Origin of the sequence: Delftia sp. ASV31 (genome assembly GCF_016428765.1) — a bacterium.
Lineage (GTDB): Bacteria > Pseudomonadota > Gammaproteobacteria > Burkholderiales > Burkholderiaceae_C > Comamonas > Comamonas acidovorans.
In genome coordinates this window covers 25,878-48,690 of sequence record NZ_JAELTK010000028.1, presented here as the reverse complement: position 1 = coordinate 48,690, position 22,813 = coordinate 25,878, and the positions used below count along the sequence as shown (strand labels likewise).

General features: G+C 68.3%; 20 protein-coding genes. 17 read left to right on the top strand and 3 right to left on the bottom strand.

What is annotated here, in order from left to right; translation table 11 throughout:
• Positions 1–96: 96 nt before the first annotated feature.
• From JHD82_RS12555 to JHD82_RS12525, 7 genes are all read left to right on the top strand, one after another.
• Entirely contained in the window at positions 97–711 is a 615-nt protein-coding gene (locus JHD82_RS12555; protein WP_199136756.1) for a hypothetical protein, read from the top strand.
• Positions 712–854: 143 nt separating this feature from the next.
• Positions 855–1,925, top strand: coding sequence for a tRNA dihydrouridine synthase DusB (gene dusB, locus JHD82_RS12550; RefSeq protein ID WP_013804038.1), 1,071 nt, complete (start codon positions 855–857; stop codon positions 1,923–1,925).
• Entirely contained in the window at positions 1,922–2,155 is a 234-nt protein-coding gene (locus JHD82_RS12545) for a Fis family transcriptional regulator (protein ID WP_013804037.1), read from the top strand. The genes dusB and JHD82_RS12545 overlap by 4 nt, the downstream gene beginning before the upstream one ends.
• A gap of 44 nt (positions 2,156–2,199) precedes the next feature.
• Complete coding sequence (gene purH / locus JHD82_RS12540; protein WP_043824897.1) at positions 2,200–3,798, top strand: bifunctional phosphoribosylaminoimidazolecarboxamide formyltransferase/IMP cyclohydrolase; 1,599 nt, start codon at positions 2,200–2,202, stop codon at positions 3,796–3,798.
• Complete coding sequence (locus tag JHD82_RS12535; protein ID WP_199136754.1) at positions 3,798–4,283, top strand: c-type cytochrome; 486 nt, start codon at positions 3,798–3,800, stop codon at positions 4,281–4,283. The genes purH and JHD82_RS12535 overlap by 1 nt, the downstream gene beginning before the upstream one ends.
• 2 nt (positions 4,284–4,285) lie before the next feature.
• Entirely contained in the window at positions 4,286–4,885 is a 600-nt protein-coding gene (locus JHD82_RS12530; protein ID WP_199136753.1) for a DNA-3-methyladenine glycosylase I, read from the top strand.
• Between the two features lie 637 nt (positions 4,886–5,522).
• Positions 5,523–5,921, top strand: a complete 399-nt coding sequence (locus tag JHD82_RS12525; protein WP_199136752.1) for a hypothetical protein — start codon at positions 5,523–5,525, stop codon at positions 5,919–5,921.
• Positions 5,922–5,992: 71 nt separating this feature from the next.
• Here the strand turns inward: JHD82_RS12525 and hemL are convergent, their stop codons facing one another.
• The gene (hemL, locus tag JHD82_RS12520; protein ID WP_012203498.1) at positions 5,993–7,309 is read right to left on the bottom strand and encodes a glutamate-1-semialdehyde 2,1-aminomutase; all 1,317 of its coding nucleotides are present in this window, start codon (positions 7,307–7,309) and stop codon (positions 5,993–5,995) included.
• Between the two features lie 59 nt (positions 7,310–7,368).
• Positions 7,369–8,325 carry a bifunctional hydroxymethylpyrimidine kinase/phosphomethylpyrimidine kinase gene (locus tag JHD82_RS12515; protein ID WP_012203499.1) on the bottom strand — a complete coding sequence of 319 codons (957 nt, stop codon included), beginning with the start codon at positions 8,323–8,325 and terminating at the stop codon, positions 7,369–7,371.
• A gap of 115 nt (positions 8,326–8,440) precedes the next feature.
• On the opposite strand from JHD82_RS12515, the gene JHD82_RS12510 reads away from it, so the two are divergent.
• Genes JHD82_RS12510 through JHD82_RS12485 form a run of 6 tightly spaced genes read left to right on the top strand, consistent with a single transcriptional unit; the run spans position 8,441 to position 18,673 of the window.
• A complete protein-coding gene (locus tag JHD82_RS12510; protein WP_013804031.1) occupies positions 8,441–8,593 on the top strand; it encodes a rubredoxin in 153 nt (50 codons plus the stop codon).
• 47 nt (positions 8,594–8,640) lie between these two features.
• A complete protein-coding gene (locus tag JHD82_RS12505) occupies positions 8,641–9,039 on the top strand; it encodes a PleD family two-component system response regulator (RefSeq protein ID WP_012203501.1) in 399 nt (132 codons plus the stop codon).
• On the top strand, positions 9,039–9,404 hold the full coding sequence (locus tag JHD82_RS12500) for a PleD family two-component system response regulator (protein WP_012203502.1): 366 nt from the start codon (positions 9,039–9,041) through the stop codon (positions 9,402–9,404). The genes JHD82_RS12505 and JHD82_RS12500 overlap by 1 nt, the downstream gene beginning before the upstream one ends.
• A gap of 15 nt (positions 9,405–9,419) precedes the next feature.
• Positions 9,420–9,947: a chemotaxis protein CheW gene (locus tag JHD82_RS12495; protein WP_012203503.1), complete on the top strand. Its 528-nt coding sequence runs from the start codon at positions 9,420–9,422 to the stop codon at positions 9,945–9,947.
• An 18-nt stretch (positions 9,948–9,965) separates the two neighbouring features.
• A complete protein-coding gene (locus JHD82_RS12490) occupies positions 9,966–12,215 on the top strand; it encodes a methyl-accepting chemotaxis protein (protein ID WP_012203504.1) in 2,250 nt (749 codons plus the stop codon).
• A 50-nt stretch (positions 12,216–12,265) separates the two neighbouring features.
• Complete coding sequence (locus JHD82_RS12485; protein ID WP_199136751.1) at positions 12,266–18,673, top strand: Hpt domain-containing protein; 6,408 nt, start codon at positions 12,266–12,268, stop codon at positions 18,671–18,673.
• A 64-nt stretch (positions 18,674–18,737) separates the two neighbouring features.
• Here the strand turns inward: JHD82_RS12485 and JHD82_RS12480 are convergent, their stop codons facing one another.
• Positions 18,738–20,219 (bottom strand): deoxyribodipyrimidine photo-lyase, encoded by a 1,482-nt coding sequence (locus JHD82_RS12480; RefSeq protein WP_199136750.1) that lies wholly within the window; start codon positions 20,217–20,219, stop codon positions 18,738–18,740.
• Between the two features lie 24 nt (positions 20,220–20,243).
• Here JHD82_RS12480 and JHD82_RS12475 point away from each other — a divergent pair, with 24 nt between their 5' ends.
• Genes JHD82_RS12475 through JHD82_RS12460 form a run of 4 tightly spaced genes read left to right on the top strand, consistent with a single transcriptional unit; the run spans position 20,244 to position 22,778 of the window.
• Positions 20,244–20,843, top strand: a complete 600-nt coding sequence (locus JHD82_RS12475; RefSeq protein ID WP_012203507.1) for a YqgE/AlgH family protein — start codon at positions 20,244–20,246, stop codon at positions 20,841–20,843.
• Positions 20,840–21,298, top strand: a complete 459-nt coding sequence (gene ruvX, locus JHD82_RS12470) for a Holliday junction resolvase RuvX (protein ID WP_199136749.1) — start codon at positions 20,840–20,842, stop codon at positions 21,296–21,298. The genes JHD82_RS12475 and ruvX overlap by 4 nt, the downstream gene beginning before the upstream one ends.
• Positions 21,295–21,813, top strand: a complete 519-nt coding sequence (gene pyrR, locus JHD82_RS12465) for a bifunctional pyr operon transcriptional regulator/uracil phosphoribosyltransferase PyrR (protein WP_012203509.1) — start codon at positions 21,295–21,297, stop codon at positions 21,811–21,813. The genes ruvX and pyrR overlap by 4 nt, the downstream gene beginning before the upstream one ends.
• A gap of 2 nt (positions 21,814–21,815) precedes the next feature.
• On the top strand, positions 21,816–22,778 hold the full coding sequence (locus JHD82_RS12460; protein WP_012203510.1) for an aspartate carbamoyltransferase catalytic subunit: 963 nt from the start codon (positions 21,816–21,818) through the stop codon (positions 22,776–22,778).
• The last annotated feature ends 35 nt before the right edge of the window (positions 22,779–22,813 follow it).

Here is a 22,813-nt window from a genome sequence, read left to right as displayed (position 1 = left end):
CATAGGTGCTGTAAGTGTAGGTCTGCGCTGGCTGACGCTTTGTCGGCCTGAAGCTATCGTGGGGCCTGTTCCAGAACCACAAGCACAGGGGGCGTCATGCAGACAGGGCGGATTGCAGGATGGGCGGGATGGGCGGCATTGGGAATGGCAGCAGTCGGCCTGACCGGCTGCGCTGCGTTGCAGCCATCGCCAGGCAAGGACACCACCGTGGTGGCACAGGCCGCTGCCCAGGCGCCGCCCGCCCAGGCCGCACCGCCCTCCGCCTGGGGCAAGGCGCTGCAGGCCAAGGGCTGCACCCTGCCGGACCCGGCCGTGGGCGACAGGCTGGAGCAGCTGCAGCGCGAGCTGGAGCCTCTGGGCCTGGAGCCGCGTCTGCAAGGCTGCGTGAGCCTGGCCGGGTCCGAGCCCGGCCCGGCCCTGGTGCTGGACGCCTGGGTGACCGACGGGCGCAAGGCCATGGCCGTGGTGCGCGGCCCGCTGGCCGACGGCGAGGCGCTGGACCTGGGAATGGAGGCTGGGCCGCAGACAGCTGGGCTGCAGGCAGCTGGGCAGCCGAAAGCCGGGCTGCAGAAGGTCGGCCTGCGCCCCATGCCCGACGACCAGGTCTCTCCCGACGTGCAATTCAACCGCCGCTGGTGGCAGGGCCGGCTCGGTGCCTACGGGCTGCAGGCCGTTCCGGGCCAGGTGCGCACCTTCGTGCCCACACCATGAAAACTGCGCACTGTCTTGTTTTCGCTGCTTGGCCGTCTTGACGGCCCGGTTTTAGCCCTGCTGAAAATTTGGGCAGGTACAATCTTGGTCCTTTGTTGCCGCCCGTTTTGTGCTCGGCGCGCGCGTTTTCTCCGGCTTTTCCGATGTCCTCCCCACCCCTGTCCATAGGCCCCCATGCCCTGGCCAATCGCCTGTTCGTCGCCCCCATGGCCGGGGTGACGGATCGGCCGTTCCGCCAGCTGTGCAAGGCCCTGGGCGCGGGCTACGCGGTCAGCGAGATGGTGACATCGCGCAAGGACCTGTGGAACAGCCTCAAGACCTCGCGCCGCGCCAACCATGAAGGCGAGCCCGGCCCCATCGCGGTGCAGATCGCGGGCACGGACGCCGAGATGATGGCCGAGGCCGCGCGCTACAACCTGGACCGCGGCGCCCAGATCATCGACATCAACATGGGCTGCCCGGCCAAGAAGGTCTGCAACAAGTGGGCCGGCTCGGCCCTGATGCAGAACGAGGCCCTGGCCGTGGAGATTGCCCAGGCTGTGGTCGAGGCCTGCGCCCCGCATGGCGTGCCCGTCACGCTGAAGATGCGCACCGGCTGGTGCGACGCGCACAGGAACGCCGTGGTGCTGGCCCGCCGCTTCGAGGAGGTGGGCATACAGATGCTCACCGTGCACGGCCGCACGCGCGAGCAGGGTTACAAGGGCTTTGCCGAGTACGACACCATCGCTGCCGTCAAGGCGGCGGTGCGCGTGCCCGTGGTGGCCAATGGCGACATCACCAGCCCCGAGAAGGCGCGCGACGTGCTCGCCTACACGGGCGCCGATGCCGTGATGATCGGCCGCGCGGCCCAGGGCCGGCCGTGGATCTTCCGCGAGATCGCGCACTTCATGGCCACGGGCGAGCACATGGCCCCGCCCCTGGTGGCCGAGCTGCGCCGGCTGCTGCTGGACCACCTGCAGGACCACTACAGCCTGTACGGCGAGGGCACCGGCGTGCGCAGCGCGCGCAAGCACATCGCCTGGTACCTGCGCAGCCTGCCGGGCGGTGAAGCATTCAGACAACACATCAACACCATCGAGGACTGCGCGGTGCAATGGCAGGCCGTGGCCGACTATCTGGACGCCCTGGGCGCACAGATGGACCGGATACCGGCCGCCATCGATGCCGGCGCCACAAGCGCCGAATTCGGAGAGCCCGCAGGAATGACAGTATGAGCAACCAGAACATCGAACAATGCGTGCGTGAAAGCCTGGAGGGGTATTTCCGCGATCTCGACGGCGAAAAGCCCAACGGCATGTACGACATGCTGATCCACCTGGTCGAAAAGCCGCTGCTGGAAGTGGTGATGACCCAGGCCGACAACAACCAGTCCCGCGCTGCCGACTGGCTGGGCCTGAACCGCAACACGCTGCGCAAGAAGCTGCTCGAGCACGACATGCTCTGAGCGGCACGAATCTCCATTTCTTCAAACTCCCTGCACTGACGCCCATGAACGCCCTGCTCTCCGTCTCTGACAAGACCGGTATCGTCGAATTCGCCCAAGGCCTGCACGCCCTGGGCATCAAGCTGCTGTCCACCGGCGGCACCGCCAAGCTGCTGGCCGAGGCCGGCCTGCCCGTGACCGAGGTGGCCGAAGTCACCCAGTTCCCCGAGATGCTGGACGGCCGCGTCAAGACCCTGCACCCCAAGGTCCACGGCGGCCTGCTGGCGCGCCGCGAGCTGCCCGCCCACATGGCGGCCCTCAAGGAGCACGGCATCGACACCATCGACCTGCTGGTGGTGAACCTCTACCCCTTCGAGGCCACCGTGGCCAAGGCCGGCTGCACGCTGGCCGACGCCATCGAGAACATCGACATCGGCGGCCCGGCCATGGTGCGCTCTGCCGCCAAGAACTGGGCCGACGTGGGCGTGATCACCGACGCCGGCCAGTACGAGGCCGTGCTGGGTGAACTCAAGGCCAGCGGAAAGCTGTCCGACAAGCTGCGCTTTGCGCTGTCCGTGGCCGCCTTCAACCGCATCGCCCAGTACGACGGCGCCATCAGCGACTACCTGTCCAGCGTGAAGTTCGAGGACGAGAAGCTCTCCGAAGCCTACGTGCCCGAGCGCAGCCCCTTCCCCGGCCAGAGCAACGGCCACTTCACCAAGGTGCAGGACCTGCGCTACGGCGAAAACAGCCACCAGCAGGCCGCCCTGTACCGCGACCTGTATCCGGCTCCCGGCTCCCTGGTCACGGGCGAGCAGCTGCAGGGCAAGGAGCTGTCGTACAACAACATCGCCGACGCCGACGCCGCCTGGGAATGCGTCAAGAGCTTCGAGCAGCCGGCCTGCGTGATCGTCAAGCACGCCAACCCCTGCGGCGTGGCCGTGGGCAAGGACGCGCACGAAGCCTATGCCAAGGCCTTCCAGACCGACCCCACCAGCGCCTTCGGCGGCATCATCGCCTTCAACCGCACGGTGGACAAGGCAGCGGCCGAGGCCGTGGTCAAGCAGTTCGTCGAGGTGCTGATGGCCCCCGACTTCACGGCCGAGGCGCTGGAAATCTTCAAGCCCAAGGTCAATGTGCGCCTGATGAAGATCGCCCTGCCTGCCGGCGGCGAGCGCGCCTGGGACCAGGGCCGCAACGCCATGGACGCCAAGCGCGTCGGCTCGGGCCTGCTGCTGCAGACCGCCGACAACCATGAGCTGGCCCTGGCCGACCTCAAGGTCGTCACCGTCAAGCAGCCTACCCCCGAAGAACTGCAGGACCTGCTGTTCGCCTGGAAGGTCGCCAAGTACGTCAAGAGCAATGCCATCGTGTTCTGCAAGAACGGCATGACCATGGGCGTGGGCGCAGGCCAGATGAGCCGCCTGGACTCGGCACGCATCGCCTCCATCAAGGCCGAGGCCGCCAAGCTGAGCCTGCAGGGCACCGTCGTGGCCAGCGATGCCTTCTTCCCCTTCCGCGACGGCCTGGACGTGGTCGTTGACGCAGGCGCCACCTGCGTGGCCCAGCCCGGCGGCTCCATGCGCGACCAGGAAGTCATTGACGCCGCCAACGAGCGCGGCGTCGCCATGGTCTTCACCGGCGTGCGCCACTTCCGCCACTGATGGCCCTGCCTCCTGACGCAGACGACGAGGGCGACGACGCCCCCCACCGGCCCCGCTGGCTGGGCTGGGCGCTCGTGGTCTTCATGCTGCTGGTGGCTCTGGGTGTCTTCAACATCGGCTGGCGCATCATGCGCGGGCCGGCTGTCGGGGCCACCACGGCGGCGGCCAATGCGGCCCCGGCCGCCGCTGCCGTGACAGCCGACGCGCAGCTGGCCGCCGGCAAGGCCCTGGTGGAAGGCAATGACTGCCTGCGCTGCCACGGCCTGGTTCGCCACTACGTGGGCCCGTCCTTCCAGCAGATCGCCGAGCGCTACCGGGCCCGCGAAGATGCCGCCGACTACCTGGCGCGCAAGATCCGCGAGGGCGGGGCCGGCGAATGGGGCCGCGCCATCATGCCGCGCCACCCCCACCTCGATACGGCGCAATCCCTGCAGATGGCAGCCTGGCTGCTGTCCCTCCCCTCTCCCGAGCCGGGGAAATCCTGACCATGTCCCGCCTGTTCACTGCCCCCGACGGCCGGCCGCGCTGCCACTGGTGCGCCGCCACGGACGGCTACCTGGCCTACCACGACCGTGAATGGGGCTTTCCCGTCACCGACGACCGGCGCCTGTTCGAGAAACTCAGCCTCGAAGGCTTCCAGTCCGGCCTGAGCTGGCTGACCATCCTCAACAAGCGCGAGAACTTCCGCGCGGCCTTTGCGGGCTTCGACTTCCACCAGGTCGCGCGCTTCACCGAAGACGACGTGCTGCGGCTGCTGGGCGATGCGGGCATCGTGCGGCATCGCGGCAAGATCGAGGCCGTGATCAACAACGCGCAGCGGGCGCTGGAGATGGTGGCGGCGGAAGGCTCGCTGTCGGCCTTCTTCTGGCGCCATGCGCCTGCACCCGTGACCGGTGGCGGGCCCGTGTCCGAGACGGCCGAGTCTCGGGCGCTGTCCAAGGAGCTGAAGAAGCTCGGGTGGAAGTTCGTGGGGCCTACGACTGTCTACTCGTTCATGCAGGCCATGGGGTTGGTCAATGACCATGCTTTGGGGTGTGTGGTGAGGGGTGAGGTGGAGCGGGCGCGGGGGGCGTTTCGCTTGGGCTGAACGGGCCTTCGCTTTGGTAAGGGCTGGGTTTCGTTTTTGACCCTGCCGGGTGGTTGTTTTTCGAGGCCGGGTCTCGGCCCGGCGGCCGACCACCTTTCTTGATCGCCAAGAAAGGTGGCCAAAGAAGGCGACCCGAATGTCCGCGACCCTCCGCTTCGCTGCGGGCAACCTGCGTCGGGCCGCCTGCGGGGTTCGCCGCAGAACTCACTGCGCGCTGCGCGCTCCGTTCAAACAACTGCGGCGAGTCAGTTGACGAAGCAGTCCTGTCCTTCGGCAGGACTGCAACCCCGCAGACGGCCCGACGCAGGCGCTGACATACGGGGAGTGGGGGCGGGCCGTCGCTGCGCTCGGCCTGGTTTCTTGATACGCAGCCGTTAAACTTGCGGCAGGCCGAAAGGCTTGGTGTGTCGTAACACCACGGATACGGAGGTGCGGCCCCCACCTTGAAGGGGGTCTTGTCATGTCCAGATACCTGGGGCAGATGCGTTAGTGCGCGCCTGTCTCCAACGGTTTTGGACGGGATGGGCCTACCCGCAAGGATGGTCGCACGGCCGTATCCGTGTTACGAACATCCCGTCCACCCGTTGCCTGTCGTAGGGTGACGAGTGGCTCTCTTGATTCATATGGGAACCAAGACATGCACCCTCTCACCGCCGCACAGGCGACCTTTCCCCAACCACCCCTTCTGCCCACCTGGCAGCAGGCCATGCACGCCTCGCTGGGGCTGGTGCAGAGCACGCTGCAGCAGTTGATCGAGCTGATGACCGACGATCCCGACAGGGACGACAGTGAAATCGATGTGGACTGCGTCGTGGAGCTGGCGCTGGAACACATCAAGCGCATGAGTGTCCAGCAGCACGCGGACCGCTACGCCTTCGAGGTGGAATGGGTCAAGGCAACGGCGGCGCTGCGGCTGGCGCAGGGCGCCTTCGGGCGGCCGCAGTCACGCTTTGGCCTGCGGCTCAAGGAGGCCATCCAGCAGCTGGAGATGCTGCCGGAGCTGGTGGAGTTCGTGGACCAGGGCGGCGACGAGTGATGTGACCTGCACGCCAGCGCCGGGGTACGGCGTTGGTGGCGTTGGCGTGCAAGGGAAGATATCTGCGGATATCAGAGCGTCTTGAACACTTCGCGCGCGGCTTCGATGGTCTTGTCGATGTCCGCGTCCGTGTGCGCGGCGCTCACGAAGCCGGCCTCGTACAGGGCGGGCGCAAAGTAGTGGCCGCGCTCCAGCATGCCGTGGAAGAAGCGGTTGAAGCGTGCGCCATCGGTCTTCATGACCTCGGTCCAGGTGCTGGGCAGCTCGGGCAGCAGGTAGAAGCCGAACAGGCCGCCCTGGTGGTCCACGCTGAAGGGCACGCCAGCGGCGTCGGCCTCGGCCTTGAAGCCGGCCATCAGGCGGCCGGTCTTCGCGTGCAGGGCGTCGTGGAAGCCCGGCTCGCTGATCAGCTCCAGCGTCTTGAGGCCGCAGGCCGTGGCAATGGGGTTGCCCGACAGGGTGCCGGCCTGGTAGACCGGGCCCAGGGGCGAGAGCTTTTCCATGATCTCGCGGCGCGCGCCGAAGGCCGCCATGGGCATGCCGCCGCCGATGACCTTGCCCAGCACGGTGATGTCGGGCGCAAAGCCTTCGATGTGCTGGGCGTACAGGCTCTGGGCGCTGCCCAGGGCCACGCGAAAGCCCGTCATCACCTCGTCGTAGACCATCAGCGCGCCATGCTCGCGCGTGAGTTCGCGGATGCGGCGCGTGAAGGGCACGCTGGCGCGCACGAAGTTCATGTTGCCGGCAATGGGCTCCATGATCACGCAGGCGATCTGGTCGCCGAACTGGGCGAAGGCCTCCTCGAGCTGGCCCACGTCGTTGTATTCCAGCACCACGGTGTCCTTGACCACGTCCTGCGGCACGCCGGCCGAGGAGGAGGCGCCAAAGGTCGCCAGGCCCGAGCCGGCCTTGACCAGCAGCGCGTCGGCATGGCCGTGGTAGCAGCCGTTGAACTTGATGATCTTGTTGCGGCCCGTGAAGCCGCGCGCCAGGCGCAGCGCGCTCATGCCGGCCTCGGTGCCCGAGCTGACCATGCGCACCATGTCCATGGAGGGCATGAGCGAGAGGATCTTCTCGGCCAGCACGACCTCGCGCTCCGTGGGGGCGCCGAAGGAGAAGCCTTCCAGCGCGGCGGCCTGCACGGCGGCCATCACCTCGGGGTGGCCGTGGCCCAGGATCATCGGACCCCAGGAGCCGATGTAGTCGGTGAACTGCTGGGCGTTCTCGTCCCAGAAATGCGCGCCCTGCGCACGGCGCACGAAGCGCGGCGTGCCGCCCACGGCGTTGAAGGCGCGCACGGGTGAATTCACGCCGCCGGGGATCACGGCCTTGGCGCGTTCGAACAGGGGAATATTCAGGTCAGTGGTCATAGTGCAGGAGTCTGCCATGTGCGGGGTACAGGCCAGAGGCGCCAAGCAAGGGCGCAGCCGCTCAGGGGCGGCCTGCCTCAATGCTTGGTGTCATGGGGAGGCATCACGAAGCCTTCGATGGCCTGGGTGTCGGCGTCAAGCTCGGTGAGCGGCTCGGCGGCCTCGGCGTCTTCGTCCTCGGGCTCGGGCTGGGCCCAGAACATGCGGTCCGGGATGAAGTGGCCCATGCCAGGGCGAAAGCCGCTGTCCAGGCTGCGGTCCAGGTACTCCAGCGCCTCCTGCGTGGCCAGCCCCAGGTCGTTGCCGCTGGCCACCAGGGCCGCCAGCGCGGCCGACAGGGTGTCGCCCGAGCCGGTGAACGTGGCGTCGAACATCTCGTACTTGCTGTTGCCCAGCACGGACTGCGCCGTGGCCAGCACGTTGTCCACGAACTGGTCGGGCAGGGGGATGCCGGTGACCAGCACGTAGGGCACTTCCAGGGCCTCGGCCGCCATGGCGATGTCGCGCGCCGTGGGGCTGCGGCTGTTGCTCCAGTCGGGCAGCAGCCAGCGGCACAGCGTACTGTGGCTTCCAACCAACACCGAGGTTTGCGGCAGCACAAGCTCCTTGAGCGCGTCCATGTACTGGTCGAGCGGGTCTTCCTCCCACCACGACAGGTCCGGCATGTAGCAGACGATGGGGATGTCGGGATAGTCGGAAGCTATCTCGGCGATCGCCGCCAGGTTGCCCGGGCTGCCCACGAAGCCGACCTTGATGGCGGACACGGGTATGTCCTCCAGCACGGCGCGCGCCTGCTCGGCCACGGCCTCGTCGTCAAAGGGAAAATGCTCGAAGATCTTGGCCGAATCGCGTGCGTAGGCACCCGTGACCACGGGCAGCGGATGACCGCCGACCGAGGCGATGGTGGCGATGTCGGCCGACAGGCCACCTGCTCCGCTGGGGTCGCTGGCGTTGAAGACCAGCACGCATACGGGAGCGGTTTCGTCCACCAATTCGGTGTCGGGACTGGGGGAGTTGGAGGGGTTCAATGCCATGGCTCAGCCCAGTTTGCGCCCCGCCAGCGAAGGCCGTGGCGGGTGGTTATGACTAGATACAATCGTTGCATTCTATGTGAAGGCCCTTTAAGCTGTGACCGACCCTAAAACTTGGATGTGCTTGATCTGCGGGTGGATCTATGACGAGGCGCAAGGCTGCCCCGAGCATGGCATCGCACCCCAGACGCGTTGGGATGACGTGCCCATGAATTGGACCTGTCCCGAATGCGGTGCACGTAAAGAAGACTTTGAGATGGTCGAAATCTGAGCGCGGGACCACCCGCGCCGACTCATACATTTCCGGGAGGTTTCTCAGTGACGACATCGGGCGCACCCTTGCGCGTACTCGTGGTGGATGACAGCAATACCATCCGCCGCAGCGCAGAAATCTTCCTCAAACAGGGCGGGCACGAAGTGCTCCTGGCCGACGACGGCTTCGACGCACTGTCCAAAGTCAACGACTATCAGCCCCAGCTGATCTTCTGCGACATCCTCATGCCCAAGCTGGACGGCTACCAGACCTGCGCCATCATCAAGCGCAACGCGCGCTTCTCCGATACGCCCGTGGTCATGCTCTCGTCCAAGGACGGCGTATTCGACAAGGCGCGCGGGCGCATGGTGGGCTGCCAGGACTACCTCACGAAACCCTTCACCAAAGACCAGCTGCTGCAGGCCGTGGAGCAGTTCGGCAAGCAAACCATAGGAGCACTTTGATGCCCATCCGCAAAGTCCTGGTCGTGGACGATTCCAAGACCGAACTGATGTTTCTGTCCGACATGCTGCAAAAGCAGGGACTGCAGGTACGTACGGCCGAGAACGGCGAGGAAGCCCTGCGCAGCCTGGCCGAAGAGCGGCCCGACCTGATCCTGATGGACGTGGTCATGCCCGGCCAGAACGGCTTTCAGCTCACGCGCGCCATCACGCGCGACCCGCTGTACGCGGACCTGCCCATCATCATGTGCACCAGCAAGAACCAGGAAACCGACCGGGTCTGGGGCATGCGCCAGGGCGCGCGTGACTACATCACCAAGCCGGTGGATGCAGGCGAGCTGCAGGCCAAGATCGCGGCGCTGAACTGACGCGGTGCGCTGGCCATGGCGAACCGTGAAGCACTGCGCGATCTGCAATCCCGTCTGGCCGGCCGTCTCCAGGCCGCACGCAGCGAAGGCGTCAAGGTGGCGGCCTGGCTGGCCGTCCAGGCCGGCGGGCGCAACTACCTGATGCCGCTGGGCCAGTCCGGCGAGATCTTTCCCTGGGCCGGCGTACAGCCCGTGCCCTATACAAAGCCCTGGTTCCTGGGCATTGCCAACCTGCGCGGCACCCTGGCCGGGGTGATCGACCTGGCCAGCCTGCTGGGCCATGGCGTGGCGCGCAGCGAACCGGCGCTGGCCGAGTCCAGCCTGCTGGCCTTCAATGCCGCGCTGGAAGTGAACGCCTCCCTGCTGGTGGATCGCCTGCAGGGCCTGCGCAGCGCCGACGCCTTTGTGCGCACCGAGCCCGCGCCCGAGCAATCCCCCGCCTTTTTCGGCCCCGTGCATATCGATGAAGCGGGCCACCGCTGGCAGGAGCTGCAATTGCAGCGCCTGTCCCAAACCTCCGAGTTTCTGAGCATTCGCGCCTGAGTTTCTGAAGGTCGTCCCATGTCATTCTTGCAACGTCTTGCAAATCGCTTCCAACGCAAGCCGGCCGACTCCGGCTCGGGCGCGGACAACAGCATGCTCGGAGACACCGTCTCCCAGGATATGTACGCACTCGATGCGTCCATGACCGTGCAGGGCGCGCCCGACGCCATGCCGGGCGACGCTGGCGCAGTCCTGGACCAGGAAACGGTGGTCCTGCCGCTGCTGGGCCGCGCGCCTGCCGCGCGCCACCAGCGCACGCTGTCCACGCTGCTGGGCGTTTCCGTGCTGGCACTGGTGCTGGCGGCGGCATGGGCTCTGCGCCAGGCGGACGGCTCGGCACAGCAGCTGGCCGCCACCGGCCAGGCCCTGATGCAGTCGCAGCGCCTTGCCAAGTCGGTGTCGCAGGCGCTGACCGGCGCGGCACCTTCTTTTGCGGACGTGCAAGACAGTGCGGGCGTGCTGGCGCGCAACGTGCGCGCCCTCACCTCGGGCGATGACTCCATGGGCGTGCGCCCGCTGGGCGGCGCCTACGCCGACGAGCTGGGCCAGATCATGCCGCTGATGGAGCGCGCCGAGCAAAGCGCCAAGGTGGTGATGGAGCAAAAGCAGATCCTGACCCAGGTCGGCGACGCGCTGCGCACCATCAACCGGCAGTCCTCGGACCTGCTGGAGATCGCCGAAACCATCTCCTCGCTCAAGCTGCAGCAGGGCGCCAGCCCCGCCGAGATCTCGGCCGCAGGCCAGCTGGTGATGTTGACCCAGCGTATCGGCAAGTCGGCCAACGAATTCCAGACCGCCGAAGGCGTGAGCCCCGAGGCCGTGTTCCTGCTGGGCAAGGACTTGAACTCGTTCAAGGAAATCTCCGAAAGCCTGCTGGGCGGCAGCAGCGAACTGCGCCTGCCCCCCACGCGCGACGCTCAGACCCGCGAGCAGATCGAGGCACTGATCAAGCTCTACGAAGAGACCCGCACCGAGGCCAGCGCCATTCTGGGCAACCTGCAGGGCCTGGTCTCCGCCCGCGAGGCACAGACCGCCATCAACGCCGACAGCGAACCGCTGCGCCGCCAGCTGGAAGACCTGCAGACCAAGCTGCAAAGCGGCGCCGGCATCGGCTCGCTGCCCATGGGCCTGCTGGCCCTGGCCACCGTGCTGGTGCTGCTGTGCGGCGTGGGCCTGTCCCGCGTGCAGCTGCTCGACAGCCGCCTGCGCCAGGAAGCTGCCGAACGCCGCCAGGAAGAGTCGCGCGTGCAGGAGCATGAAGCCAAGCGCATCAACGACGCCAACCAGGCCGCCATTTTGCGTTTGATGAACGAACTGCAGTCGGTGGCCGAGGGCGATCTGACGCAGGAAGCGACCGTGACCGAGGACATCACCGGCGCCATCGCCGACTCGGTGAACTACACGGTGGAAGAGTTGCGCGCCCTGGTGGGCAGCGTGCAGAACACGGCAACGCGCGTGGCGCAGACCACGGCCGAGGTGGATGCCAACTCCACCGAGCTGCTGGCCGCATCGACCGAACAGCTGCGCGAGATCCGCGAAACCGGCCGCTCCGTGCTGGACATGGCCGGCCGCATCAACGAGGTCTCCACCCAGGCGCAGGAATCTGCCCAGGTGGCGCGCCAGTCGCTGGAAGCTGCGGACCTGGGCCTGAAGGCCGTGCAGAACGCCATCGGCGGCATGAACTCCATCCGCGACCAGATCCAGGAAACCTCCAAGCGCATCAAGCGGCTGGGCGAATCCTCGCAGGAGATCGGCGAAATCACCGAGCTGATTTCCGACATTACCGAGCAGACCAACGTGCTGGCGCTGAACGCCGCCATCCAGGCCGCATCGGCCGGTGAAGCCGGTCGCGGCTTCTCGGTGGTGGCCGAAGAAGTGCAGCGCCTGGCCGAACGCTCGGCCGACGCGACGCGCCAGATCGCGGCGCTGGTGAAGGCGATTCAGACCGACACCCAGGATGCCGTGGCCGCCATGGAGCGCTCCACCCAGGGTGTGGTCGAGGGGGCCCGCCTGTCCGACTCCGCCGGCACCGCGCTGACCGAGATCGACTCCGTGTCGCGCCATCTGGCCGAGCTGATCGAGCTGATCTCCTCGTCCACCTCGCGCGAAGCCGTTCTGGCCAACGACGTGGCCGAGAACATCCAGCACATTTTCGCGGTGACCGAGCAGACGGGCGAAGGCACGCGCACCACGGCACAGCAGGTGCGCGAACTCTCGCACATGGCCGAGGAACTGCGCCAGTCGGTGGCGCGTTTCAAGATTGCCTGACCCGGTCCAACATAGCTATGCACAGGCCCTAGGGGCTTGGGGAACTGTCCATGTCAGTGGTTGACGAATCGCAAACGGGCGCGGCGCAGGCCGCGCACACCGAACAGGACCTGGGCCCGCTGGCCTGGGTGCTCGATGAGCTGCGCAAGTCGCTGGAAGGGGCGAGCAAGGCGGTGGCCCGTTTCGTGCGCGATGCCGATGCGGCACGCGCCTCGGACCTTGAGGAACTTGACACCTCGGCCCTGCGCATCGCCCGCCAGCAACTGCACCAGGCCTGCGGCGCCCTCGAAATGGTGGGCCTGGGCTCTCCGGCCCTGGTGCTGCGCGGCATGGAAAGCGCCGTGCAGCGCTTTGTGCAGCGCCCCGAGCTGTGCACCGACCAGGCTGCCGCCACGCTGGAGCGCGCCAGCTTCGCGCTCATCGAATACCTGGAAACCGTGCTGGCCGGCAAGACCGTCTCGGCCGTGGCCCTGTTTCCCCAATACCGTGACACCCAGGCGCTGGCCGGCAACGACAAGGTGCACCCGGCCGACCTGTGGCCTGCCGAGCGCCGCGCGCGCGAGCCCGAGTGGGCGCGCCAGCCCGAGCCGCTGGCCTACGGCCCCGATGCCCGGGCCCTGCTCGACGGCGTGGTGCTGCGCATGGTCAAGAGCGACGACCGCGAGGCCGCCGCCCAGATGCGCGACCTGTGCCTGCGCTTTGCCGTGGGCCAGACCGAGGATGTCACCGCGCGCAGCTTCTGGAAGGTGGCGGCCGGCTTCTTCGACGCGCAGTCGCGCGGGATGATCGTGGTCGACCTGTACGTCAAGCGCATGGCCTCGCGCGTGCTCATGCAGTACGCGGCCATGGCCAAGGGCGACCGCACGCCGCCTGCGCGGCTGCTGCAGGACCTGCTGTTCTTCTGCGCCCAGGCCCGCCCTGCCGAGCAGGCTGGCGCCGCCCTGCAGGCGGTGCGCCAGGCCTATGGCATGCAGGCCCAGCCCCAGGTGGACTACCAGCAGACACGCTTTGGCCGCTACGACCCGGCGGTGCTGGTGCAGGCGCGCAAGCGCATCACCACGGCAGCCGATACCTGGTCCGCCCTGGCCGGCGGCGACCGTGCCCGCACCAAGACCGTGGTGGACCAGTTCGCCCAGGTGGCCGAATCCCTGGTCAAGCTGCACCCGGCCAGCCATGGCCTGGCGCGCATGCTGATCAAGGTGGCCGAAACCGTGGCCCGCATCGGCGAGCCGCCACCGGCCGAACTGGCCATGGAAGTGGCCACCTCCGTGCTCTACCTGCAGGCGGCCTTTGCCACCATGGACATGGGCGACGAGGAACTGGCCGAGCAGTCCGCCAACCTGGTCCAGCGCCTGGAGGAATCCCTGCAGGGCGCGCCCGCGCGTCCGCTGGAGCCCTGGATGGAGGAGCTGTACCGCCAGGCCAGCGACCACCAGACCATGGGCTCGGTCGTGGGCGAGCTGCGTGCCACGCTGGCCGAGGCCGAGCGGCACCTGGACCAGTATTTCCGCAATCCTGCCGATGCCACCGTGCTGGCACCCGTCTCGGGCCAGATGGCGCAGATGCGCGGCGTGCTGTCCGTGCTGGGCCTGGACCAGGCCACGCAGGCCATGCAGCGCATGCGCGAGACCGTGGAACGGCTGGTGCTGGGTGAGATCGACGACGCAGAGCGTCCGCAGGTGTTCGAGAAACTGGGCAACAGCCTGGGCGCCATGGGCTTTCTGATCGACATGCTGAGCTACCAGCGCAGCATGGCGCGCAAGCTCTTCGTCTATGACGAGGCCGAAGGCGGCCTGCGCATCCTCATGGGCCGTCGCGGCCACCGGGCCGATGATGCGGGCAAGGCGCCCGAGCAACTGCCCGCCCTGGATACCGCTGCCGTGCCGCCGCAGCGCGAAGCCGTTGCCGTGGCCCAGCCGCTGCCCGTGCCGCAGGACGCCATCGCCGAGCCGGAATCTGCCGCGCCCTCCACGCCGCCCCCGCCGCCGCCGGCCCCCGTGGACATCGCGACCGAGCCGCTGGCGCAGCCCGCGGCCGCCGAGCAGGACGCGCTGGCCGATGCCGCGGAACTGGCGCAATTCGCCAAGGCCCTCGAAGCGCCGGCCGAGCCGGTCTTCCAGCTGGACCAGTCCCTGGCCGAGCCAGAGCCCGCAGCCGAATCTGCGCCTGAAACCGTCTCTTCATCCGTCTCTGCATCCGTGTCCGAGCCCGTGCCCCCGCCGGCCGGCCTGTCGGTCTCGGAAGAAGACTCGGACGACGAACTGCTGGGCATCTTCCTGGAAGAGGCCCGCGAGGTGGTGGACAACGGCCTGCAGGCCCTGCGCGCCCTGGCCGACGAGCCGGGCAACCTCAGCGAGCAGACCACGCTGCGCCGCGCCTTCCATACGCTCAAGGGCAGTTCGCGGATGGTGGGCCTGGATGAATTCGGCGAAGCCGGCTGGGCCATGGAGCAGATGCTCAACGCCTGGCTGGCCGAGCAAAAGGCCATGCCCCAGCCCATGCAGGAGCTGGCCAGCGATGCGCTGCGCGCCTTTGGCGCTTGGGCCTCGGCCATAGAGCGCCACCAGGCGGACGCCTGGCAGGCCACGCCTTTCCGCGCTGCGGCCGATGCCATGCGCCTGGAAGGCCTGCGCGCCGTCGTGGCCCTGGTGCCGCGCACACCGCGTGCCGAGCCCCTCGCACAGCCCGAACCCGAACTCGAGCCCGCACCCGCTACCGCCGCAATCGAGGAATTCGCGCCCGTGGCCCAGGAGCCGCAGGCAGAACACCTGGATGCGCCCGAGCAGGCCACGCCCGCCCAGCCCGTCCAGCCCGCCCAGCCCTCTGGCGAGCTGGACTTTGCGCTGGACTTCGACCTGCTGGAGCCGGACCCCCAGCCTTCGGCCGCCGAGCCTCAGGAGTCGCTGGAGACACTGACGCCGCAAGCCGCCGAGGCGCCTGCCGAACTGGCCACCGACGCCGTCGAGGAACTGGACTTTGCGGCCTTCGAAGCCGCCATGCGCGACAGCGAGCAGGAGGCCCTGGCCGTCGTCGCGGGCGACCCGCCCGCGCTGCCCCAGGCCCCCGCCATCGAAGCCGAAGCCATCGAGGCCGAAGCTGGAACCGAAACTGAAACTGAAGCACCGCAAGCCGCCGTGCCCCTGGCGCCTTTCGAGGGGCTGGACCTGGATCTGGGCCTGGCACCGGCAGCGGCACCCGCCGAAGCGATCGAGATGATCGCGGTGCCAGAGACGGTTGAGGCGGTTGAAGCGGACGAAGCGCCAGAAACGGCTGAAGCGGTTGAAGCATCCGGCGCAGTCGAGCCGGTCAAGGCGCGCGAGGTGCCCGAGGCAGAAACCCCGCAGGCCGAAGAGTCCGGCGACGAGGATCTGTCCGGCATCGACGCCGATGGCTTCAAGGTCGTGGATGGCCTGCGCATCAGCGCGCCGCTGTACAACGTCTACCTCAACGAGGCCGACGAATGGTCGCGCCGCCTGGACCTGACGCTGCAGCAATGGGCGACCGAGCCCGGCGAGCCCGTGCCCGACGACGCCGTCGCCTTTGCGCATTCGCTGGCCGGAAGCTCGGCCACCGTGGGCTTCAAGGCCTTGTCGGACCTGGCGCGCCTGCTGGAACATACGCTGACCCATCTGCAGCCGCAGCGCTGTGGCACGCCCGACCAGGTTGCCGCCTGCGTGGCGGCCTCCGACGAAGTGCAGCGCCTGCTGCACCAGTTCGCCGCCGGTTTCCTCAAGACGCCCCAGCCGGGCGTGGAAGAAGCCCTGCAGGCGCTGCTGGCGCTGGACATCGAGGCCGCAGACGCGCCGGACAGCCGCCTGGACGCGCTCGAGCAGCTGGAGCAACTGAACCAACTGGACCAGCTGGAGCCTCAGGACGCCAGCGATGGCACGGACGCCGTGCTCGACGCCGGTGCCCAGGCGCAGACACCGTCGGTGGCGCCCCTGGCCTACTCCATGCGCCCCCTGGTCAACGATGCGCGCCACGAAGCCGAGCTGCAGCGCCGCATCGACGAGGCCATCGCCCATGCCGTGGCCGTGGGCAGCGACCTGGACGATGACATCGATGCGCTGGACGAGGTCGATCCCGACCTGTTCCCCATCTTCGAGGAAGAGGCCATCGAGCTGCTGCCCCGTCTGGGCGCCGCGCTGCGCCGCTGGCATGGCCGGCCCTCGCTGGACGAGGCGCGCCACGAAACCCTGCGCGCCCTGCACACGCTCAAGGGCAGTGCCCGGCTGGCGGGCGCCATGCGCCTGGGCGAGATGGCCCACCGCCTTGAATCTGCCGTGGAGCGGGTCGATGGCGAATCTCCGACCGCCGAGCAGATCGAGCCCTTGCTGGGCAGCTTCGACGCGCTGCAGGCCGGCTTCGACGTGCTGCGCGTGGCCGGCGAGCAGGCGCAGGAAGCGCCGCTGGACCTGGGCGATGAAATCTCCCACGACGAGCCCGCAGCGGCTGCGGCCTCCGACGCATCGGCAGCGGCTGGATCACCGGCGGCCGCGGCCCCTGTGCCAGCGCCTGTCACTGCGCCGCTGCGCGCCGGTGCCCAGCAGACGGTGCGCGTGCGCGCCCAATTGCTGGACCGCCTGATCAGCCAGGCTGGCGAGGTGCTGATTGCGCGCTCGCGTGTCGATGCGCGCCTGGCCCAGGCCCGTGGCTCGCTGGACGAGCTGGCCGGCAACCTGGAGCGCCTGCGCATGCAGCTGCGCGACATCGAGGTCCAGGCCGAGAGCCAGATGCAGTCGCGCCTGGCCCTGTCCAAGGACTCGGCCGTGGGCTTCGACCCGCTGGAGTTCGACCGCTTCACGCGCGTGCAGGAACTCACCCGCATGATGGCCGAGTCGGTCAACGACGTGGCCACCGTGCAGCGCAACCTGCAGCGCGACATGGCCGGCGCCGAGGACGACCTGGTCGCCCAGGGCCGCCAGGCCCGCGAGTTGCAGCGCGACCTGCTGCGCACGCGCATGGTGGAGTTCGACTCCCTGGCCGAGCGCCTGTACGCCGTGGTCCGCCAGACCTCCAAGGAGATGGGCAAGCAGGTGCGGCTGAACATCCTGGGCGGCACCATTGAAATGGACCGGGGCATGCTGGACCGCATGATGCCGGCCTTCGAGCACTTGCTGCGCAACTGCGTGGCCCACGGCATCGAGTCGCCCGAGCAGCGTGCCGCCGCAGGCAAGCCCGCCATGGGCACCATTGAAATCATCCTGAGCCAGGAGCGCAACGACGTGGCGCTTTCGGTGGAGGACGATGGCGCCGGCCTGAACCTGCAGCGCATCCGCGACAAGGCCGTGGCCCAGGGCCTGTGGCCCGAGGACCAGACGCTGACGGAGCAGGACGCCGGCCGCCTGATCTTCGAGCCCGGCTTCACCACGGCCACCGAGGTGACCGGCGTGGCCGGGCGCGGCATCGGCATGGACGTGGTGCGCTCCGAAGTCAACGCGCTGGGCGGCCGCATCGAAACCCACAGCGAGGCGGGCCGGGGCAGTGCCTTCCGCCTCGTGCTGCCGCTGACGACCGCCGTCACCCAGGTGGTCATGCTGCGCGCGGGCCAGTTGCTGGTCGGCGTGCCCGCCAGCCTGGTGGAAATCGTGCGCCGCGCGCCGCTGGAGCTGCTGCAGCAGGCCTATGCAAGCCACAGCTTCGAAGACGGCAGCGAGACCCTGCCTTTCTACTGGGCCGGCGCGCTGTGGCAGTCCTCGCTGCGCAGCGAGGAAACCGTGGGCCGCACCCGGCCCGTGGTCATCCTGCGCAGCGCGGCGCAGCGCATCGCGCTGCACGTGGATGAAGTGCTGGGCAACCAGGAAGTGGTGATCAAGAACCTCGGCCCCCAGCTGGCCCGCCTGCCCGGCCTGACCGGCATGTCGGTGCTGGCCTCGGGCGCCGTGGTGCAGATCTACAACCCCGTGGCGCTGGCCAACGTCTATGGCGACGAGGTGCGCGCCCGGACCGAAGAGGCCGAGCGCGCCGCAGGCCAGGGCGACGGCGAAGCCGTGCTGGCCAGCGCAGGGCCGGCCTCGGTGCCGCTGGTGCTGGTGGTGGACGACTCCATCACCGTGCGCCGCGTCACCCAGCGCCTGCTGCAGCGCGAAGGCTACCGCGTGGCCCTGGCGGCCGACGGCCTGCAGGCCATGGAACGCCTGGCCGAGGAACGCCCCACCCTGGTGCTGTCCGACATCGAAATGCCGCGCATGGACGGCTTCGACCTGCTGCGCAACATCCGCGCCGACGAGGCCCTGCGCGACCTGCCCGTGGTCATGATCACCTCGCGCATCGCCCAGAAGCACCGCGAGATGGCGCGCCAGCTGGGCGCCAACCACTACCTGGGCAAGCCCTACTCGGACGAGGAACTGCTGGGCCTGATCCAGCACTACTCCCTGCAGGGCGGCAGCATCAGCGGCGGCCCGCTGGCGCCGCAGTCGCTGCAGGTGGACAGCGAGCCCCTGGGCGAAGGGGCCTGAAGGCTGGTGGCCTGAACAAAAAAAGAGCAGCAACCGCTGCTCTTTTTTTGTTCCAGCAGGTTTTTCAGCTGGCCTGCTTGACCACGCCGTAGCGGGCCAGCGTGCGCTCGCGCGCGGCTGCGTGGTCCACCACGGGATGGGGGTAGTCCGTGCCCAGCACCACGCCGGCCTCGGCCAGCTCCAGCGGCCGGGCCTGCCAGGGCGCGTGGCGCAGCGCGGCGGGCAGGCGGGCCAGCTCGGGCACGTAGCGCTCGATGAAGCGCGCATCGGCATCGAACTTCTGGCTTTGCGTGACGGGGTTGAAGATGCGGAACCAGGGCTGGGCGTCGCAGCCCGTGGAGGCCGCCCACTGCCAGCCGCCGTTGTTGGCCGCCAGGTCGAAGTCGTTGAGCTGGCGCGCAAACCAGGCCTCGCCCCGGCGCCAGTCTATGCCCAGATCCTTGACCAGGAAGCTGGCCGCCACCATGCGCAGCCGGTTGTGCATATAGCCCGTGGTGTTGAGCTGGCGCATGGCGGCATCGACCAGCGGATAGCCGGTGCGGCCCTCGCACCAGGCGGCGTACAGCGCATCGGCCTCGGGGCCGGTATCCCACACGATGGCGTCGTAGGCGGGCTTGAAGCTGGCGTGCACCACGTGCGGATGGTGGGCCAGGATCTGGAAATAGAAGTCGCGCCAGATCAGCTCGGACAGCCAGGTGGCGGCGCCCTCGGCATCATGGGGCTGGCTCTGCGTCTGCTCCCAGGCCAGCCTTGCCAGGCGGCGGATGGAGACCGTGCCAAAGCGCAGGTGCACGCTCAGATAGCTGGGTCCCTTGACGGCGGGAAAGTCGCGCGCCTGCTTGTAGCGCGGCAGGCGCGGCAGAAAGTCGGCCAGCAGTTCCTCGGCGCCAGCGCAGCCCGTGGGAAGGCGCAGGCCGTCCAGCGTGCCGGCCTCAAAGCCCAGGTCGGCTGCGGTGGGCACGGGGCGGCGCTCGCCTTCGGGGCGCGGGGCCAGGCGCTCGGGCAGGTCGCGCTCGCTGGGATAGGCGGACAGGAAGAAGGGCGTGATCTGGCGCAGCCAGGCGTTCTTGTACGGGGTGAACACCGAGAACGACGCGCCGGCCTGGGTCAGCACCTCGTCGCGCGCAAAGACCATGTGGTCCTTGAAGCTGTGCAGGGCCACGCCCTCGGCGGCCAGGGCCTGGCGCACGCGGGCGTCGCGGGCCAGGGCGTCGGGCTCGTCGTCCCAGTTGCAGAATACGGCCTGGGCGCCGAGCTGCCGGGCCAGGTCCGGGATCTGCTCAGCGGGCTGGCCGCGGCGCACGATGAGGCCGGTGTCGGCGCGGCCCGAGGCCTCGCGCAGCGCATCGTCCAGCCCGCTCAGGCTCTGGCAGATGAACTCCACGCGCCGGTCTGCACGGGGCAGGGGGGCGAGGATGTCGTCGTCGAACACGAACACGCAATGCACCTGCCGACATTGGCGCAGCGCGTGGTAGAGGGCAGCGTGGTCGGCCAGGCGCAGGTCGCGCCGCAGCCAGACCAAGCCCACAGGGTAAGAAGGTGGCATGGATCGCCGGTAAAATCCGTGGTTATGTCTGCTGAAACTGCGCCTATCAATCTGACGCACCACTTCCTGATTGCCATGCCTGGCCTGGAAGACGAAGCGTTCTCGCGCAGTGTGATCTACCTGTGCGAACACAGCGAGCGCGGTGCGCTCGGTCTGATTATCAACAAGCCCTCGCAGCTTACGCTGGAAGGCTTGCTGGAAAAGGTGGATCTGGCCCTGGGCCGCGAGGACCTTCGCGGCAACCGTGTCTTCAACGGCGGACCCGTGCAGACCGATCGCGGCTTTGTGCTGCACGACCCCATGGTCATCGAAGGCGCGCCCGACGACGAGTCCGCCTACGCCTCGACCATGACCATCCCCGGCGGCCTGGAGATGACCACCTCCAAGGACGTGCTCGAAGCCCTGTCCGACGGCGCAGGCCCCAAGCGCCTGCTGGTCACCCTGGGCTACGCGTCCTGGGGCGAGGGACAACTGGAGTCGGAGCTGGCCGAAAACGCCTGGCTCACGGTGGGCGCCGACGCCAACGTCATCTTCGATACCCCGGTCGACGACCGCTATGACCGCGCCCTGGGCCTGCTGGGCCTGCAGCGCTGGATGATCTCGCCCGAGGCGGGGCGCGCATGAGCCTGCCCGCTCCCGAGTCCCAGGCAGCAGCGGCAGCCGGCGCGGCCGTGCCGCCCACCGTTCCCTCCCATTTCCAGAGTTTCGTGGCCTTCGACTTCGGGGCCAAGCGCACGGGCTGCGCCGTGGGCACGCGCATGCTGCGCTCGGCCAACCCGCTGCCCACCATCCGCGCCGAGGCCGGCGAGGCCCGCCTGGCCCAGGCCGGCGAGCGCATCAAGGAGTGGCAGCCCGATGCGCTGGTCATCGGCGTGCCCTACCACCCCGACGGCAATGCGCACGAGAACACGGCGCGGGCGAAGAAATTTGGCCGCCAGCTCAAGAGCCGCTTCGGCCTGCCTGTCTACGAGGTGGACGAGCGCTACAGCACCACCGAGGCCCTGGCCGGTGGCGCAAGGGATGCCGATGCGGCCTCGGCCTGCATCATTCTTGAACAGTTTTTGAGGAGTCTTCCATGAGTGAAACCATTGCGGGAGCCGGCAGCCTGGTGCTGGACGCCGAGGCCCTGTACCGCGAACTGCTGCGCGGCGTGCGCAGCCTCATGGGGCCTGAAACCCGCCTGGCCGGCATCACCTCGGGCGGCGCCTGGCTGGTGGAGCGGCTGCACAAGGACCTGAACCTGCCCGGCAACCCCAGCGTGCTGTCCTCGGCCCTGCACCGCGACGACTTCGCGCAGCGCGGCATGGCCACCAGCGCCCAGACGCAGATCGACTTTGACGTCAACGGCGCCGACATCCTGGTGCTGGACGACGTGCTCTACACCGGCCGCACCGTGCGCGCCGTGCTCAACGAACTCTATGACTACGGCCGCCCGGCCTGCGTGCGCCTGGCGGTGCTGGTGGACCGGGGCGGACGCGAGTTGCCCTTCCAGGCCGACTTTGCCGCCGCGCGCATCGCGCTGCCGGCCGACCGCCTGCTGTCGCTGGCGCGCGATGACGCCGGCGTCTTCCAATTCCGCATCCAAGAGGCCTGACCGTGCTGTACAAGCGCAATCCCCAGCTCAACAAGAACGGCGAACTGATCCACCTGCTGTCCACCGAAGGACTGTCCAAGGACATCCTCACCCACATCCTGGACACGGCGGCCAACTTCGTCAGCGTCAATGACCGCGAGGTCAAGAAGGTGCCGCTGCTGCGCGGCAAGAGCGTGTTCAACCTGTTCTTCGAGAACAGCACGCGCACGCGCACCACGTTCGAGATCGCGGCCAAGCGCCTGTCGGCCGACGTGTTCAACCTGGACATCGCGCGCAGCTCGGCCAGCAAGGGCGAGTCGCTGCTGGACACCATCGCCAACCTCTCGGCCATGGCCGCCGACATCTTCGTCGTGCGCCACAGCGAGTCGGGTGCGCCCTACCTCATCGCCCAGCATGTGGCGCCCCATGTCCACGTGGTCAATGCCGGCGACGGCCGCCACGCCCACCCCACGCAGGGGCTGCTGGACATGTACACCATCCGCCACTACAAGAAGGACTTCGCCAACCTGCGCGTGGCCATCGTGGGCGATGTGCTGCATTCGCGCGTGGCGCGCTCCGACATCCATGCGCTGACCACGCTGGGCGCGGCCGAAGTGCGCGTCGTCGGCCCGCGCACCCTGGTGCCGCCGGACCTGGCGCAGATGGGCGTGCGCGTCTTCCACACGCTGGAAGAGGGCATCCGGGACTGCGACGTGATCATCATGCTGCGCCTGCAGAACGAGCGCATGAGCGGCGCCCTGCTGCCGTCCAGCCAGGAATACTTCAAGAGCTTCGGCCTCACGGCCGAGAAGCTGCGCTTGGCCAAGCCGGACGCCATCGTCATGCACCCGGGACCCATCAACCGCGGCGTGGAGATCGACTCCGAAGTGGTCGATGGCCCGCAGGCCGTGATCCTGTCGCAGGTGTCCTTCGGCATCGCGGTCCGCATGGCCGTCATGTCCATCGTCGCCGGTAACGAGGCTTGAGCCTCCACACACGCAAATGTTTTTGATCGCCGCAG